The 16510-nt window shown below is 70.2% G+C and carries 17 protein-coding genes; 9 read left to right on the top strand and 8 right to left on the bottom strand.

Annotated features, from left to right (window positions below; translation table 11 throughout):
• The first annotated feature begins 5 nt into the window (after window positions 1–5).
• Complete coding sequence (locus tag OHA77_RS15515) at window positions 6–716, top strand: hypothetical protein (protein ID WP_406318803.1); 711 nt, start codon at window positions 6–8, stop codon at window positions 714–716.
• A 49-nt stretch (window positions 717–765) separates the two neighbouring features.
• On the opposite strand, the gene OHA77_RS15510 is transcribed toward OHA77_RS15515, so the two are convergent.
• From OHA77_RS15510 to coaA, 8 genes are all read right to left on the bottom strand, one after another.
• Window positions 766–1233: a hypothetical protein gene (locus tag OHA77_RS15510; protein ID WP_406318802.1), complete on the bottom strand. Its 468-nt coding sequence runs from the start codon at window positions 1231–1233 to the stop codon at window positions 766–768.
• Between the two features lie 2 nt (window positions 1234–1235).
• Entirely contained in the window at window positions 1236–2513 is a 1278-nt protein-coding gene (locus OHA77_RS15505; RefSeq protein WP_406318801.1) for an AAA family ATPase, read from the bottom strand.
• Window positions 2514–2634: 121 nt separating this feature from the next.
• A complete protein-coding gene (locus OHA77_RS15500; RefSeq protein WP_326819914.1) occupies window positions 2635–3351 on the bottom strand; it encodes an ABC transporter permease subunit in 717 nt (238 codons plus the stop codon).
• Window positions 3352–3353: 2 nt separating this feature from the next.
• A complete protein-coding gene (locus tag OHA77_RS15495; RefSeq protein WP_326819915.1) occupies window positions 3354–4268 on the bottom strand; it encodes an ABC transporter ATP-binding protein in 915 nt (304 codons plus the stop codon).
• Entirely contained in the window at window positions 4265–5143 is an 879-nt protein-coding gene (locus OHA77_RS15490) for an ABC transporter permease (RefSeq protein ID WP_406318800.1), read from the bottom strand. Before OHA77_RS15490 ends, OHA77_RS15495 begins: the two co-directional genes overlap by 4 nt.
• Window positions 5136–6041, bottom strand: a complete 906-nt coding sequence (locus tag OHA77_RS15485; protein ID WP_406318799.1) for an ABC transporter ATP-binding protein — start codon at window positions 6039–6041, stop codon at window positions 5136–5138. The genes OHA77_RS15490 and OHA77_RS15485 overlap by 8 nt, the downstream gene beginning before the upstream one ends.
• Window positions 6042–6123: 82 nt before the next feature.
• Window positions 6124–7083: a DUF389 domain-containing protein gene (locus OHA77_RS15480; RefSeq protein WP_406318798.1), complete on the bottom strand. Its 960-nt coding sequence runs from the start codon at window positions 7081–7083 to the stop codon at window positions 6124–6126.
• 59 nt (window positions 7084–7142) lie between these two features.
• Complete coding sequence (gene coaA / locus OHA77_RS15475) at window positions 7143–8075, bottom strand: type I pantothenate kinase (RefSeq protein WP_406318797.1); 933 nt, start codon at window positions 8073–8075, stop codon at window positions 7143–7145.
• 139 nt (window positions 8076–8214) lie between these two features.
• On the opposite strand from coaA, the gene glmS reads away from it, so the two are divergent.
• The 8 genes from glmS to OHA77_RS15435 all read left to right on the top strand — a co-directional run bounded on the left by glmS (window position 8215) and on the right by OHA77_RS15435 (window position 16428).
• Complete coding sequence (glmS, locus tag OHA77_RS15470; RefSeq protein WP_406318796.1) at window positions 8215–10059, top strand: glutamine--fructose-6-phosphate transaminase (isomerizing); 1845 nt, start codon at window positions 8215–8217, stop codon at window positions 10057–10059.
• A gap of 179 nt (window positions 10060–10238) precedes the next feature.
• Window positions 10239–10589: a holo-ACP synthase gene (locus tag OHA77_RS15465; protein WP_326819921.1), complete on the top strand. Its 351-nt coding sequence runs from the start codon at window positions 10239–10241 to the stop codon at window positions 10587–10589.
• Between the two features lie 69 nt (window positions 10590–10658).
• Entirely contained in the window at window positions 10659–12251 is a 1593-nt protein-coding gene (locus tag OHA77_RS15460) for an NAD(P)H-hydrate dehydratase (RefSeq protein WP_406318795.1), read from the top strand.
• 17 nt (window positions 12252–12268) lie between these two features.
• Window positions 12269–13396, top strand: a complete 1128-nt coding sequence (gene alr, locus OHA77_RS15455; protein ID WP_406318794.1) for an alanine racemase — start codon at window positions 12269–12271, stop codon at window positions 13394–13396.
• A 20-nt stretch (window positions 13397–13416) separates the two neighbouring features.
• Window positions 13417–14517, top strand: a complete 1101-nt coding sequence (locus OHA77_RS15450; RefSeq protein WP_406318793.1) for an alpha/beta fold hydrolase — start codon at window positions 13417–13419, stop codon at window positions 14515–14517.
• A gap of 85 nt (window positions 14518–14602) precedes the next feature.
• On the top strand, window positions 14603–15019 hold the full coding sequence (gene tsaE, locus OHA77_RS15445; RefSeq protein WP_326826986.1) for a tRNA (adenosine(37)-N6)-threonylcarbamoyltransferase complex ATPase subunit type 1 TsaE: 417 nt from the start codon (window positions 14603–14605) through the stop codon (window positions 15017–15019).
• Window positions 15020–15240: 221 nt separating this feature from the next.
• Window positions 15241–15855, top strand: coding sequence for a hypothetical protein (locus OHA77_RS15440; protein WP_326819924.1), 615 nt, complete (start codon window positions 15241–15243; stop codon window positions 15853–15855).
• A gap of 6 nt (window positions 15856–15861) precedes the next feature.
• On the top strand, window positions 15862–16428 hold the full coding sequence (locus OHA77_RS15435; protein WP_406318792.1) for a class F sortase: 567 nt from the start codon (window positions 15862–15864) through the stop codon (window positions 16426–16428).
• Window positions 16429–16510: the final 82 nt, after the last annotated feature.

Genomic DNA, 16510 nt, shown 5'->3' with positions numbered 1-16510 from the left:
AAGTCATGGCAGAGATCCACCCCCGCACCGCAACGCGGCGCACCGCCACTCTCTGCGGACTCGGGGCGTTCCTGGCCGTCACCCTCGCCACGCTCTCACCGGCGGCGGCCGTACTCAAGCCGCACCCGGAGGACGACGACAGGAAGGCATCCGCGCTCACCTCGCACGGGGACAAGGACAAGAAGGCACCCGCCGCCGCCCCCAAGCTGAGCATCAGTGTCGACAACGGCCGGACCGCCGCGCAGGAAGGGGACCGGCTCACCTACACCGTCACCGTCAACAACATCGGCACGGACAAGGCGCGCGGGCTCGACCTCACCCAGAGTCTGCCGACCGGCCTGCACTTCGTCTCGGCCGACGGCCATGGCACGGCGGCGGAGGGCCAGGTCCACTGGACCGTCGACGTGCCCGCGGGCAAGAAGGCGACCTTCCACACCACCGCCGAGGTGCGGGCCACGCCGGAGGACCTCCTGCGCCTGGCCACCGTCGCCTGCGCGAGCACCAAGGGGGACGACAAGCCGCTCGTCTGCGCCACCCACTCCGACCAACTGCCGGCCGGGGCGGCCGCCGCCGAGGCCGCCCGTGCGGCCGCCGAGCCCGCCAGCCGGCTGTGGTACGCGGTGGCGGTGGCGGGCCTGCTGGCCCTGATGCTGGCCGGGATGCTGCTCCTCCGCCGTTCCAGGCGTCGCGCCGGAGCACGGCGGTCGTCCTCGTAACAGCTCGGCGCAACGGGGTACGGCACTCCCGCAGGCCGTACCCCGTCGTTCAGGAGTGGGATCGAAGCTGCGTGTCCAAGGTCCAGATACCGACCTCCACATTGACCACCCTCGCCCGGTAGAGCTCCCGTTCGGCCAGGATGCAGAGGTCTCCCAGGCCGAGTTTCACCATCACATGGTCGGAGAACGGTGTCCCGGTCCCCGCTCCCGCGAGAAGCGAACGCAGAAAAGCCTCGCCCCATTCGACGGTGTGGAGCACCCACGGTGCCTGACCGGTGATGACGAGTTCGAGAAGCGCGCTCAGCCTGTCGGCATGCTGCCTGCGGAGCCGGCCGTCCGGGAGCTGGGCGATGTGATTGCCGGTCTCGATGACGGCGGTGATGGGCAGGATGAGATCACACTCCTGCCTTTTCTCTCTCAACTGCTGGGCGATGGCCGCATAGTCCTGGTTTCTCCCAGGGATGTTGAGCAGGTTGCAGAGCACTGAGGTGTCGATGAACTCCACTTTCCGCGCCACCGCTAGCCGATCCCCATAAGACGGTCGAACTCGGTGAAGTCACGGGCCGGAGCGGGAGCCTGTTCCAGCAGGCCGGACGTGGCGATCATGCCGAGATCGCCCTGAGCCATCAAGCTGGGGTATCCATCCATCTCTGGAAGTTTTCGAAGATGGGAAAGACCGGTCTCGCGATCGCGAGAGCATACGACGACATCTTTGTGGTCTTCCGCTCCCAGAGCCGAAAGCAGTGCGGGGCTATGCGTCGTGAAGATCACTCGGGAGGCGTCTTCCTGTGTGGCCTGCTTGACCAGATCGAGTATCTGCGTGGCCTGGGAGGGATGCAGGCCGTTCTCCAATTCCTCGATCACCAGAGTGGGGGACCTGCTGTCGTCTTCCGAGCCGCGTCCGCCGAGATCGAGGTCCTGTCCTTGGCGGAGCAAGCTCGTGGCGATGGCCGTGAACCTCAGCAGGCCGTCGCTCATCTCCCTGGCCGGGGTGGTGGCCCCGTCCTCCCGGAGGGCGAGCATCACGTCATTGAGCGGCGAACGAATGATCTCGATCCCCGTCACCTCATGCTCGACAAGGCTCTGCACCCGGGTGACAAGTTGCTGGAAACGCTGGGGATCGTATTCCTTCAGGTGGCCGATCACCGCTGGGAGATTCTCAGCGGTCCGGCGTAGCCGTGTGTCGCGACTGGGGACGTACTGCCGCATGAGGTGCGGTACGGGGTCCAGATGGAAGACTCCGCGAAGCGTCTCCAGGACGTCCTCAGCAGCCGTGGCGACACGCTGCTCGGCCTCCGTCTCGCCCGCCAGCCGGAGAGGGAGCTGGCTGGTGAGGAGCCGGGTGGAGCGGAACGAAGCCCTGGGGTCTCGTCCTCGGCGACCGTTGTACCAGGTGGCGTCGATGGTGCCGGATCCAGGATGCGCACCCGAGGTGCTGAGAAGATCGTGCGCGATCTGGCTCAACGGATTCCGTGTCGAGCGACGTTTTCCTGATATGCCGACAAGGGTTTCGCTGATGATCTCCGGCTCCGGGCGGACCTGGATCGTGACGTCGAGATATATCAGCGAGTAGCCTTTGCCGAGTCGGTCAGGGGCGAAGACGGTGCAGCCCAGTTGGAACCGGTCCGTTCCATGGGGAGGGCATCCTGCCATGCCTCCGCGCAGGGGGCCTTCGTCGCCTCGCCTGCTGTCCAGCGCGTCGACAAGATCCGCTCCGGACGCCAGCCGGGACAGCACCTCAAGCCCGTCGAGGGCGTTCGATTTTCCGCTGCTGTTGCGGCCGATGAGCGTCGTCATGCGGCCCAGGGGGAGTTTCGCGTCACGGAAGGTCTTGAACTCGGTGAGGCGTAGTTCCACCAGGCGAGACTTCATAAGTGAACCGTACATGCGCGCCCCCCGCGACAGGGGGCGCGCATGGTCACTCGTCGCCGGTGAGGGAGAAGCTCCGCAGCCGCTGCCCCGCCCAGACGACCGCGCCGGCGGTGACGACGACCAGGGCGGGTACGGCGAAGCCGAGGGCGATCTCGGTGGACAGGAACGGCGAGGACGACAGCTGGTCGGCGACCGACTGGGCCCACTGCTGGATGGAGAACTTACGGGCTCCGGGGACGAAGTTGCCGACCACGCCCTCCCAGAGGAGCGCGTAGACGATGCCGACGGTGACCGCGTGCCGGGTCAGGATGCCCAGCAGCATGAACACCGCCGCGTAGGCGACACCGCCGATCAGGGCGCCGAGGGCGAAGCCGTACGCGATTCCGGACTGGAGACCGACCAGCAGGTAGGCCGCGACGAAGGTCGGCACGGCGGCGAACAGCGCGAGGATCGAGGCGGCGACCAGGAACTTGGTCCGCGCGATGACCGGGCGGGAGATCGGTTTGGCCAGCATGTGGATGATGGTTCCGTCGTCGATCTCGGGGGCGATCACGCCGGTCCCCGCGATCATGCCCAGCAGCGGCAGCATGGTGCCGACGGCGAAGGTCTGCAGGAGCGTGACGGCGGCGCTCTCACCTCCGCCGCCGACCACGCGCAGCAGCAGGGCCAGCCCGATCAGCACCAGCGGCAGAATGATCAGCAGCCAGATCCGCCGGCGGCCGAGCAGCGCCCGATAGGAGATTCCGGCGATGACACCGTTCATGGTCAGCCACTCCTGTTGATCAGATAGGAGAAGACGCTCTCCAGGTCTTCGTCGGCCGGCGAGATCTGCCAGATCCGCACCCCGGCGTCCTTGGCGACCCGGGGCAGCAGCCGGGTGAAGCGCCGGAAGTCGACGGCCCGTACCTCCAGGCCCGCCTCGGTGAGCGCGACCGCGCCGGAGGAGGCGTCGGCGATCAGGGCGGAGGCCAGGCGGCGGTCGTCGCTGGAGCGGACCTGGAACACGTGCGGCCGGTCGGTCATCCTGCGCCTGATCTCGCGGAAGTCGCCGGAGGCGGCGTGGCGGCCGGCGACCAGGACCTCGATGTGCTGGGCGACGCGCTCCACCTCCTCCAGGATGTGCGAGCTGAACAGGATGGTCTTGCCGGCGGTGCCCATGGCGCGGATCAGGTCCATCAGGTGCAGGCGCTGGCGCGGGTCCATGCCGTTGAACGGCTCGTCGAGCAGGAGCACCTCCGGGTCGTGCACGAGCGCCGCGGCGACCTTGACGCGCTGGCGCATGCCCTTAGAGTAGGTCTCCACCCTGCGGTCCTTGGCCGGCTCCATGTCGACCATGGCGAGCGCCTTGCGCGCGGCGTCCTCGGGGTCGGGCAACTGGTGGAGTCTGGCGCTGGACAGCACGTACTGCCAGCCGGTGAGGAAGCCGTAGACGGCCTCGCGTTCGGGGACCAGGCCGATCGAGCGGTAGATCTCGTGGTTGCGCCAGATCTTCGTGCCGTCCAGGGTCACCGTGCCGCCCGAGGGGGCCAGGAACCCGGCCATCATGTGCAGCAGCGTGGACTTGCCCGCGCCGTTGGGGCCGAGCAGGCCGGTGACGCCGGGGCCGATGGTCATGGTGACGTCGTTGACGGCGACCACGTTGCCGTACCAGCGTGAGACCTGGGCCAGTTCGATTCTCATCGGGCGGCAGCCTTCCGGTAGCGCAGGACCAGGGCGGTCACCGACAGGGCGATCAGCGCGAGCATCACCAGGATCGCCAGGACGGTGCCCGTCCCCGCCGGGTAGACGGTGGACGCGGACGGCTTCGCGTCGAAGATGCCCACCTGCACCGCGGCGTCGACGAGGAAGAACGGGTTGATCATCCAGGCCAGCCCGGCGGCGGTGTAGTTGTTCGTCGACTCCATCGTCGCCGCGATGACGGTGGAGACGGCCGAGGCGAGCAGGTAGAAGGCGATGACCGAGGCCACGCCCAGGCCGCGCCGGGGGGTGAAGGAGGCGATCGCCACGCCGAGGCAGGCCAGCAGCACCGCGTAGCCGACGGCTCCGGCCATGCTGGTCAGGTAGTCGGTGGTGTGCGTCGGCCCGGGGAGGTCGACGACCACCTCACCGAGGAACAGCACGGTGAGCGGGACCGCCAGCAGCAGGAACATCGCCGCGATCATCGCCGCGAGCTTCGCCCCCACGTAGTCGATCAGCGTCACCGGGCGCGACAGGTAGAGCGGCAGCACGCGGAACCGCAGGTCGGGCGCCACTGTGTAGGGGGACTGCGAGGCCAGGAAGATCGCCAGCACGGCCTGCATGACGACCGCGTACTCGGTGTAGCGCATCCCCTCCTGCTTGACCAGCGCCATGATCGCGATGGAGACGACCGCGGGGAGCAGCATGATGCCCGCCAGCAGGAACGGGATGATCTTCGCGCGGGCCGTACGGCCCAGCCCGAACACGCCGCGCAGGCTGTGCACGGCGAGTGCGGCGGTGGCGTGGGCGCGGCCGAGCCGTACGCCGTCGTAGTGGCGGTATCCGATGTCGTGGATGACACCCGTGGGCTCAGACATTGACCGGCTCCCTGAAGACGTCCTCGATGCGCTGGCGGCCCTGCTCCATGCGGACCAGGCAGAGGTCGAGCTCGCAGACGGCGTCGCGCAGGGTGTCGAAGGTCTCCGGCGCGCGGACGTGGACCAGGAGCATCCGGCCGTGGGGGGTGACGGTCTCGCCCAGCTCGGTGAGGCGGGCCGCCAGCGCGTCCTGCCCCTCTTCGACCTCGACGGTGACGGTCTGGGTGGTCTGGGTGAACTCGCCGATGGACGACGAGCGCAGCAGCCTGCCGCCGTCGATCACGATGACGTGGTCGCAGACCCGCTCCAACTCGCCCAGCAGGTGGGAGGTGACCAGCACGCTGATGCCGAACTCGGCGCCGATCTTGCGGATCAGCGTGAGCATCTCGTCGCGGCCCTGCGGGTCGAGGCCGTTCGTCGGCTCGTCCAGGAGCACCAGGCGTGGATCGTGCACCAGGGCCTGGGCCAGTTTGACCCGCTGTTTCATGCCGGTGGAGTAGCCGCCCATCGCGCGGTAGCGCTCCTCGTAGAGGCCCACATGACGCAGCACGTCGGCGGCGCGCTCCCGGGCCGCGGTGCGCGGCAGGCCCGACATCCGGGCCATGTGCACGGTGAACTCGGTGGCGGACAGATCCGGGGGCAGGCAGTCGTGCTCGGGCATGTAACCCACGACCCGGCGGATCTCGGCGCCCTGGACCGTCACGTCCATGCCGAGCACCCGGGCACTGCCGGCGGAGGGCGGGAGCAGGCCCAGCAGGATCTTGATCAGCGTGGACTTGCCCGCGCCGTTGGCGCCGACCAGGCCGGTCACACCGGAACCGACGGTGACGGTGAGCTGATCGAGTGCCGTTACCCCGGGGAAACGTCTGGTCAGTCCCTCGGTGGCGAGGATAGTCATGCTCGGACACTACCTATCGGGTGGGGTGAATTCCTCCGTCCCACGGAGGAGCCGTCCCTCCTCCATCGGACGGGCGGGTGTCCTACCCGTGCCCGGAACCGTGCGGCCGCCGCGCCGGAAGCCGCACGCCGAACCTGGACCAGTAGGCCCGCTGGACGATCAGGGTCATCGTGCCGGAGATGACCATGCCCGCGATGTTCACCCCGAGCTGGGCGGCCGACGCCGCCACGTCGCCCCAGAGTGCCAGCGCCGTGGCGAGGGCGAAGTAGCCGGCGGCGGGGACCGTGGTCACCGAGATGAAGACGCCGACCAGGGCCGAGGACTTGCCCGCGGTGACCGAGAGCACGCCGGCCGCGCCGGCCAGCAGCGCCACGACGAAGGACCACCGGTCGGGCTTGACGATGAACTCGATCTCCTTGTGGCCGTTCAGGCTCGACGGTTCCATCCAGCCCAGCCCGCGCAGGGCCAGGGCGCAGGCGAAGGTGATCGCGATGGCGACCGCGAAGCCGATGGCCAGCGTGCGCAGGGCTCGCCCGATCAGCTCCGGGTCTCGCCGGAGCAGGCCGAAGCAGACGGCCGCGATCGCCCCGAACTCCGGTCCCAGCACCATCGCGCCGACGATGAGGATGGGCGAGTTGACGATCACGCCGATCGCCGCGATCTGCGTGGCGATCGTCAGGAACGCCAGGAAGGCCCAGGTGAGCCGGGAGTCGTCGCTGACCTTCCGGGCGAACTCCGCCCAGACCACGGCGTCGTCCCCCTCTCCGGGAGCCTCCTCCTCGGCGCGGTCGGCCGCGTCCGAGATCGACAGGTCGACCTGCTCGGCGGCGATGGAGCCCTCCGCGCACAGGCCGAGCCGCTGGAGCTGTTCGATCACCTCGTTGGCGGCCTCCCGGGCGATGTCGAGCTGGATCAGGTCGCCCTCGGGGGAGCGGGCCGCGCCGGGGAGCACGACGAGATTGGTCACGCCGACGGCGCCGTCGAGCAGCGCCAGGACGTCGTCCGTCAGCTCCCGCGGACTGATCACGCGTAGATGCAGCACGGGCCCACCCTAGAACCTGTGTTGCGGTGCACCGGAGCCCGGAGAAGGGGTGCCCGGGGTCAGATGCGGCGCAGCCGTGCCCGCCGGATGGAGTGGTCGGCGCCCTTGTACAGCACGAGGCCGGCTCTGCCCCGGGTGGGGGCGATGTTCTCCACGAGGTTGCGCTCGTTGATGTCGCGCCACACGTTCCTGGCGAACGCGGTCGCCTCCTCGTCCGACAGTTCGGCGAGGTATCTGAAGTAGGACTTGGGATCCTCGAAGGCCGTACGGCGGAGCTTGTGGAAGCGGTCCACGTACCAGTCGCGGATGTGCTCGGTCTTGGCGTCGACGTAGATGGAGAAGTCGAAGTAGTCGTTGATCGCGAGCGCGGTGGGCGGAGCGGGTTGCAGGACGTTGAGTCCCTCGACGATGAGGATGTCGGGCCGGCGCACGGCCTGGGTCGCACCGGGGACGATGTCGTACTCCAGGTGGCTGTAGACGGGGGCGTTCACCTCGGGCAGCCCGGCCTTGACGTCGGCGACGAACCGGACCAGGGCCCGCCGGTCGTAGCTCTCCGGGAAGCCCTTCCGGTGCATGATGTCCCTGGCGGTGAGGACCTCGTTCGGGTAGAGGAAGCTGTCGGTGGTGACCAGGTCCACCCGGGGGTGCTCGGGCCAGCGGGCCAGCAGGGTGTGCAGCAGCCGGGCGGTGGTGGACTTGCCGACCGCGACGCTGCCGGCGATGCCCAGGATGTACGGCGTGGGCCGCGGGCTGGCGCCCAGGAAGGTGTTGAGCGCCGCGCTGCGCTGCCTGGCCCCGGTGAAGTGGAGGTTGAGCAGCCGGGTCAGCGGCAGGTAGATGTCGGTGACCTCGGCGAGGTCGATCGGGTCGTCGATCCCGCGCAGATCTTCGAGTTCTTCCTTGGTGAGCGTCAGGGGCGTGTTCTTGCGGAGTTCGCCCCACTGCGCCCGGCTCAGCTCGACGTACGGCGTCGCGTCCCACCCGTTGGTCATGGTCCCGAAGCCTACTGACCTGTCGGAAGCGGTCCCCCGTGGGGACGGCCCTGCCCGGCGCCGGGCAGGATTCTTGGCACCCCGGGGGGGTTCTCCATAGGCTCAACGGTCGATCCTTCCCATGACAGAGGGGGAGGCCATGTGTGGAATCGTGGGATATGTCGGTCAACGTCAGGCGGTCGAGGTCGCGGTCGAAGGGCTGGGACGCCTTGAGTACCGGGGGTACGACTCGGCGGGGATAGCACTGGTCGGGACCGGCGGCGCGCTGACCGTGCAGAAGCGGGCCGGGAAGCTGGTCAACCTGCGCTCCGTGCTCGCCGCGCGTCCCACGCCGCCGTCGACCGTGGGGATCGGGCACACCCGGTGGGCCACCCACGGCGCGCCGACCGACCGCAACGCCCACCCGCACACCGACTGCGAGGCGCGGATCGCGGTCATCCACAACGGCATCATCGAGAACTTCGCGGCACTCCGCACCGAACTGGAGAACGACGGGCACAAACTCGCCTCCGAGACCGACACCGAGGTGGTGGCGCACCTGCTGGAACGGTTCGCCGGGGACGGCCTGGCCGAGGCGATGCGCCGGGCGTGCCGGCGGCTGGAGGGGGCGTTCACGCTGCTGGCGGTCTCGGTGGACGAGCCCGACGTGGTCGTCGGCGCGCGGCGCAACTCACCGCTGGTGGTCGGGCGCGGGGAGGGGGAGAACTTCCTCGGGTCGGACGTGGCCGCGTTCATCGCCTACACGCGGGAGGCGGTCGAGCTCGGCCAGGACCAGGTGGTCGAGCTGCGGAGGTCGGAGATCACGGTCACCGACTTCCACGGAGCCCCTGCGCCGACCCGGGACTACCACGTGGACTGGGACGCCTCGGCCGCGGAGAAGGGCGGCCACGACTACTTCATGCTCAAGGAGATCGCCGAACAGCCGAGGGCGGTCGCCGACACGCTGCTCGGCCGGGTCGGCCCCGACGGGCAGCTGGTGCTGGACGAGATGCGGCTGTCGGACCAGGAGCTGCGGGACATCAACAAGATCATCGTTGTCGCGTGCGGGACCTCCTACCACGCGGGGCTCATCGCGAAGTACGCCATCGAGCACTGGGCCGGGGTGCCGTGCGAGGTCGAGCTGGCCAGCGAGTTCCGCTACCGCGACCCGATCCTCAACCGGGACACGCTGGTCGTCGTGATCACCCAGTCCGGAGAGACGATGGACACGCTGATGGCCGTACGGCACGCCCGTGAGCAGCGGTCCCGGGTGCTGGCCATCTGCAACGTGAACGGCTCCACGATCCCCCGCGAGTCCGACGCCGTCCTCTACACCCATGCGGGCCCGGAGGTCGCGGTCGCCTCCACCAAGGCCTTCCTCACCCAGCTCGTGGCCTGCTACCTCGTGGCGCTCTATCTGGCCCAGATCCGGGGAACCCGGTTCGGTGACGAGATCTCCCAGGTCATCGAGTGGCTGGCGCAGATACCGGCCAAGGTCGAGGAGGTGCTCCGGACCGTGGAACCGGTCCGCGCGCTGGCCCGGTCGCTGGCCGCCGAGCGCTGCGTGCTCTTCCTCGGCCGCCACGTGGGGTTCCCGGTCGCGCTGGAGGGGGCGCTGAAACTCAAGGAACTGGCCTACATGCACGCCGAGGGCTTCGCGGCGGGCGAACTCAAGCACGGCCCGATCGCGCTGATCGAGAAAGGCCTGCCGGTCGTGGTGGTCGTCCCCTCCCCGTCCGGCCAGCGCGTGCTGCACGACAAGATCGTGTCGAACATCCAGGAGATCCGGGCCAGGGGGGCGATGACCATCGTCATCGCGGAGGAGGGGGACAGCACGGTCGCCCCCTACGCCGACACGCTGATCGGCATCCCCGCGGTGCCGACGCTGCTCCAGCCCCTGGTGGCCACGGTGCCGCTGCAGGTCTTCGCCTGCGAACTGGCCGCCGCCAAGGGCCACGACGTCGACCAGCCCCGCAACCTGGCCAAGTCCGTCACCGTGGAGTAGACGGCGGAGTAGGCGGCGGAGTGGGCGGCCCCGCCGTCCTGTTGTCCACAGCCTGTGGACAACGTCTCTGGATTGCCGGTCCGTATAACGGGGAAAGCCTCAGGTCCCCATATCGCCGATCATTCCCCGCGGCTCGGTGCGAAACGGCCACGGTACCCGGGTTTCGCTAACCTGGACCCGTGATCGTGGGCATCGGCGTGGACGTCGTGGACGTGGCCCGGTTCGAGAGGACACTGGAGCGGAGCCCGGGGCTGCGGACGAGGCTGTTCACCGAGGGCGAGCGGGTCCTCGCCGTGCAGTCCCTTGCCGCGCGGTTCGCGGCCAAGGAGGCGGTGGCCAAGGCACTCGGCGCGCCGCCCGGCCTGGCCCACCTGGAGGCCGAGGTGCGGACCGGTGAGCACGGCCGGCCGGAGCTGCACGTGAGCGGCAGGGTCGCCGAGGTCGCGGCGGCGCTCGGGGTGACGCGGTGGCACGTGTCGCTGACGCACGACGGGGGCGTGGCCGTCGCCTACGTGATCGCCGAGGGTTGAACGTCCTGGAGGCCGCGCGGACCACGCCGGACCACGCGGTGGTGACCGGCTCGGGATAGCGTCGAGATCATGCTGACCGCTTACACCATCGACCAGATCAGGGCGGCCGAGTCGGCGCTGATGGCCACCCTGCCGGAGGGCACGCTCATGGAACGGGCGGCCACCGGGCTCGCCGTGGCCTGCGCCAGGACGCTCGGCCACGTGTACGGCTCCCGTGTCGTGCTGCTGGTCGGCGGCGGCGACAACGGCGGCGACGCCCTCTACGCCGGGGCGCGGCTCGCTTCCAGGGGAGCCAGGGTGGACGCGATCCTCGCCGGGACGCGGGTCCACGCGGCCGGGCTGGCCGCGCTGCGACGGTCCGGGGGACGCGTGACGGAGCTCGGCGGTGCCGTCTCCGGAGAAGCTCCGGCGGCTCCGCCGGACGCCGGGCCGGATGCGGGAAGGACCGTCCCTGCGCGGGACGCGCCCGGAGGCGGTCGGACACCCGCGCGGCCGGGGCGCGGCGCCGTCTCGGCGGCCGGTGAGCTCATCCGGGCGGCGGACCTGGTCGTGGACGGGCTGGCCGGGATCGGCGGGACGGGAGCCCTGCGCGAGCCGTACGCGACCCTCGCGGGGCTGGCCGGCGAGACGGCCGGAGCGGTGGTCGCGGTGGACGTGCCGAGCGGGGTGGACGCCGGCAGCGGCCGGATCGACGGGGCCGTGGTCCGGGCCGACGTCACGGTGACCTTCGGGGCCTACAAGATCGGTTCGCTGGTCGACCCGGGCGCGGGGAACGCGGGCCGGCTGGAGCTCGTCGACATCGGGCTCGGGCCGTACCTGCCGGACCCCGAGGCGACCGCGCTGACCGGCGCCGACGTGGCACGGATGCTGCCCAGGCCGGACGCGGGCTCCGACAAGTACAGCAGGGGCGTGGTGGGCGTCGCCGCCGGCAGCCACGAGTACACCGGGGCCGCCGTGCTGGCCGTCGGCGGGGCGATCCGGGCGGGGGCGGGGCTGGTCCGCTACGCGGGGGTCGCCGAGCCGGTGGCCCAGGTACGGGCCCGCTGGCCCGAAGCCGTGATCACCCCGCTGCGGCCGGACGAGGGGATCGGCGAGGTGGGCCGGGTGCAGGCGTGGGTCCTGGGCCCCGGGCTCGGCACCGGGCCCGAGTCGCTCGCCCTCGCCCGTTCGGTGCTGGCGAGCGACGTCCCAGTGCTCGTGGACGCCGACGGCCTCACCCTGGTGGCCCAGGACAGGTCGCTGCTCCGGCGGGCCGCGCCGGTGCTGATCACCCCGCACGCGGGTGAGCTGTCGCGCCTGCTGGACGTGCCGCGGGCACAGATCGAGGCCCGGCGGCTGGAGCACGTACGGCGGGCCGCGTCGGAACTGGGCGTGACCGTCCTGCTGAAGGGGTCCACCACACTGGTCGCGCAGCAGGGGCTGCCGGTCAGGGCCAACCTCACCGGCAGCCCCTGGCTGGCCACCGGCGGGACCGGCGACGTGCTGGCCGGGCTCGCGGGCGCGCTGCTGGCCGGTGGGCTCAGCGGATACGACGCGGCCTCCTGCGCCGCCTATCTGCACGGAATCGCCGGGCGGCACGGCCCGCTCGCCGCCTGGGACGTCCTCGAAGCCGTCCCCGGCGTCATCAGGACGCTCGCCGATGGGCTTCGGAAGGACGGCTGACCTGCCAGACTGGAAAGATGAGCTTCCCGATGACCCCGGCCGAGGCACGGGTGGACCTGTCGGCGATCCGCGACAACGTCGCCCTGCTCGGGGGGTACGTCCCCGGTGCCGAGACGATGGTCGTGGTCAAGGCGGACGGCTACGGGCACGGGCTGGTCGCCTGCGGGCGGGCCGCCCTGGAGGGCGGGGCCACCCGGCTCGGCGCCGCCTACATCCGTGAGGCCCTGGAGCTGCGGGCCGCGGGGATCACCGCGCCGGTCCTGGCGTGGATCATCCCGCCCGGCGAGCCCCTGGATCAGGCGATCGGCCAGGAGGTGGAGCTTTCGGCCGCCACCCCCGCGCTGGTGGACGAGATCGCCGAGGCGGCCGGCCGTGCGGGCAGGGCCGCCAGGGTGCACCTGAAGGCGGACACCGGCCTCTCCCGTGGCGGAGCGGGGCCCGCCGACTGGTCCGCGCTGGTGGACCGGGCCCTGGCCCGGCAGACCGACGGGACCGTCGAGATCACCGGGCTCTGGTCGCACTTCGCCTGCGCCGACATCCCGGGCCACCCTTCCATCGCGGCCCAGCTCACCGCCTTCGACGACGCGCTGGCGATCGCGGAGAAGGCGGGCGCCGGCGGTTCCCAGGTGATCCGGCACATCGCCAACTCGGCGGCGACGGTGACGCTGCCGCAGGCACGTTACGACATGGTCCGGCCGGGCATCGCGGCCTACGGCCTGAGCCCCATCCCCGAGCTCGGTGATTTCGGTCTCCGTCCCGCGATGACGCTGGCGGCGCGGATCGCCTTGGCCAAGAGGGTTCCGGCGGGTTCGGGCGTGTCTTATGGGCACCTTTATGTGACAGATTGTGAAACAACGCTTGGTCTCGTCCCCCTCGGGTACGCGGACGGCATCCTGCGACAGGCCACCAATCAGGTGGAGGTGCTGGCGGGTGGCCGCCGGCGACGGATCGCCGGGCGGGTCTGCATGGACCAGTTCGTGATCGACGTGGGAGACGATCCACTGGCGGAGGGGGACGAGGTGATCCTGTTCGGCGACGGTTCGCGGGGCGAACCGACAGCGCAGGAGTGGGCGGATTCCCTGGGCACCATCACGCATGAGATCGTGACCAGGATCGGTTCGCGGGTTCCACGCGTTTACCGGTGAAAGGCATCTCAGGGGGTCGCATGAGCACTACCACACGGCGCAGGGTCGGGATCGCGGGCGCGGTCGTCGGTGTGGCATCGGCCGGGGTGGCCGCCGCGGCCTTCGCCAAACGGTATGCCGTCGGCCGCATCAGGCTCCGGCCCGACCTTGAGGCGAACGAGCCGCTGGGCGAGCTGCGGGGCCGGCCCACCACGGTCACCACCTCCGACGGCGTGTCCCTGCACGTCGAGGTGGACGGTCCCGAGGACGCCCCGCTGACCGTGGTGTTCTGCCACGGCTACACCCTCAACCTGGACTCCTGGCACTACCAGCGGCGCGACCTGCGCGACTCCTACCGCATGGTCCTGTGGGATCAGCGCTCCCACGGGCGCTCACCGCGCACCGCGGCCGAGGACTCCACCATCGACCGGCTCGGCGACGACCTGGCCGAGGTGATCGACGCGCTGGTGCCCGGCCCGTGTGTGCTGGTGGGGCACTCCATGGGCGGCATGACGATCATGGCGCTGGCCGACCGGCGCCCCGAGCTGTTCGGCGACCGGATCAGGGGCGTCACCCTGATCTCCACCTCCTCGGGCAAGCTGGCCGAGGTCTCCCTGGGCCTGCCCGCGCTGCTGGCCAAGGCGGTGCACAAGGTCACACCGGGCACGGTGTCGATGCTGAGCCGCGGCGGCGCCCTGGTCGACAGGGGCCGCGAGGCGGGCAACGACGTGGCCTTCCTCGCCCTGCGCTACCTGGGATTCGGTGATCCCAAGAACGTCAGTCCCACGGTGGTCGACTTCGCCGAGTCGATGATCCGCTCCACCCCGTTCGAGGTGATCGCCGACTTCTATCCGGCGCTGATGTCGCACGACAAGCTGGCGGCGCTGCCGATCCTGGACGGCGTGCCCGTCTCGATCATCGTCGGTGACAAGGACTGGCTGACCCCCGTGGACCACAGCAAGGCGATGGCGGCGGCCCTTCCCCGCGCCCAGTTCACCGAGGTCCCCGACAGTTCGCATCTGGTCCAGTTGGAGCGGCCGACCGTCGTCAACGACGCCTTACGCGACCTGATCAAGCGGGCGACCGCCGACAGCACGGCGGACGGCACAGCAGAGGGCACGGCGGACGGCACAGAGCGATGAGCAGAGCCATGGACGTGGCCGCCGGGGGAGCTCGGCCGTCGACGGGAGTGAGTGAGAAGTGAGAGTCGTGGCGACCGCCGGAGAGATGCGGGAGCTGGGCACGGAGCTGGCGGGGCTGCTCCGCCCGGGAGACCTGGTGCTGCTGTCCGGACCGCTCGGGGCGGGCAAGACGACCCTGGTCCAGGGGATCGCCGAGGGGCTCAAGGTGCGCGGGCCGATCACCTCGCCGACCTTCGTCGTCGCGCGGGTGCATCCCTCCCTGTCGGGCGGTCCCGCGCTGGTGCACGCCGACGCCTACCGGCTGGGCGGCGGCCTGGAGGTCGACGACCTCGACCTGGACGCCTCACTGGAGGATTCGGTGACGGTGGTGGAGTGGGGCGAGGGCCTTGTCGAGGGACTCGCCGACGACCGGCTGGAGATCTCCATCGGCCGGAGCGACACCGGTGAGGACCGGACGGTACGGCTCAGCGGGATCGGTGCCCGATGGGAGGGCATCGTGTGATCCGCCTACATAGGCGGGAAAATCCTGGCACGCTGGCACTACGCCCCACTTGATATAGATCATCAGGGCTGAAGATCGGCTCTGGCGCTTTTGCCCATGTTTAATGGGGAAGTGGTGGGAAGTTGTGCCGGGCGAGGGTCGTCGGCCGGACTGCGAAGTGGAGTGCGACGGTGCCAAGAGTCAAACGTGTCGCGGTTCTGGGAGTCATCACCCTTTTCGGGATGACGGGGATGGTCGGGTGCACGGCCGAGGCGAACTCGGGCAGCCCCACGGGGACGGCCTCGCCCACCGTGCCGGGGAGCAGCCGGCAGGACATCGAGGTCCAGTTGCAACCGGCCCGCGTCAAAGCTGGCCAGAAGGTATGGGTGCTGGCGAACTGCCCGATCCCCGAGGGCGGCCCCGAGCACCGCGGCACCGCCTCGTCCCAGATCTTCCGCACTCCGGTCGCTCTCGATCCGATCCTCACGACGCCCTCTCCGGCCCCCTCGAACGGCGCCACCCCCGTGGCGAAGCCGTGGGTCCGCGGCCAGGCCACCGTGGCCACCGGCAGCGTGGCCGGCATCTACGAGGTCAACGCCAGGTGCGAGGGGACCAACGACACCGGCAAGGCCAGCCTCCGGATCACGGTGGACGCCAAGCCGACCCCGAAGGACACGCCCACCGCCAAGCCGACCCGGACCGTCATCAGCACCCACGCGCCCGGCACGGGCGGCGGAGGGACCGCGGCAGGCGGTCCCCGGGACTCGGGCATGCCGTTCGGCGTGACCGGAGCCCTGCTGGCGGCGGCGCTCGCCGGCGGCGTCGGCTTCGCGGTCGTACGTCGCCGCCGCTCGTAGTCCCCGATGGCTGAATCCTCCCGCTGGTCCCGGATCATCCTGGCCGGAGTCATCACGGGCGCCGTCATGGTCGCGTTCAGCAAGGGCGGCGGTGTGGACATACCGCCCGCCCGGAGTTCGATCGTGCCCAGCCGCATCGACATTCCGTCGCTGGGCATCAAGGCGCCCCTGATGAAACTCGGCGTGGCGGACGGCCAGATCGAGCTTCCGCCGTACGAGAAGCCGGACACGGCGGGCTGGGTCAAGGACAGCGCCGTCCCCGGCGACCAGGGGGCCGCGGTGATCCTCGGGCATGTGGACACCAAGACGGCCCCCGCGGTCTTCTACAAGCTGAAGGAGATGCGGGAGGGGCAGGTCGTCAAGGTCGTGCGCAGTGACGGCAAGGTCGCCCAGTATCGCGTGGACACCGTCGAACGGGTGAGCAAGGACAGGTTCCCGGCGGACAAGGTCTATCTGGAGGACGGCCTCCGGCTGATCACCTGCGGTGGGAATTTCGACTGGGACAAGCACGAGTACCGTGACAACGTGATCGTCTACGCCACCCTGGTCAAGCCGGCCGGTTCCACGACCTGACCCCGGAACAGCGGAAACCGCCGGGAAATCCACCGTTCCCGCCGGCTGCCGACCGAGCCGGAGGGGCGGCCGGCAGCCCCCT

This window comes from Streptosporangium sp. NBC_01639 (genome assembly GCF_045209755.1).
GTDB lineage: Bacteria > Actinomycetota > Actinomycetes > Streptosporangiales > Streptosporangiaceae > Streptosporangium.
This window is presented reverse-complemented; position numbering and strand designations above follow the sequence as displayed.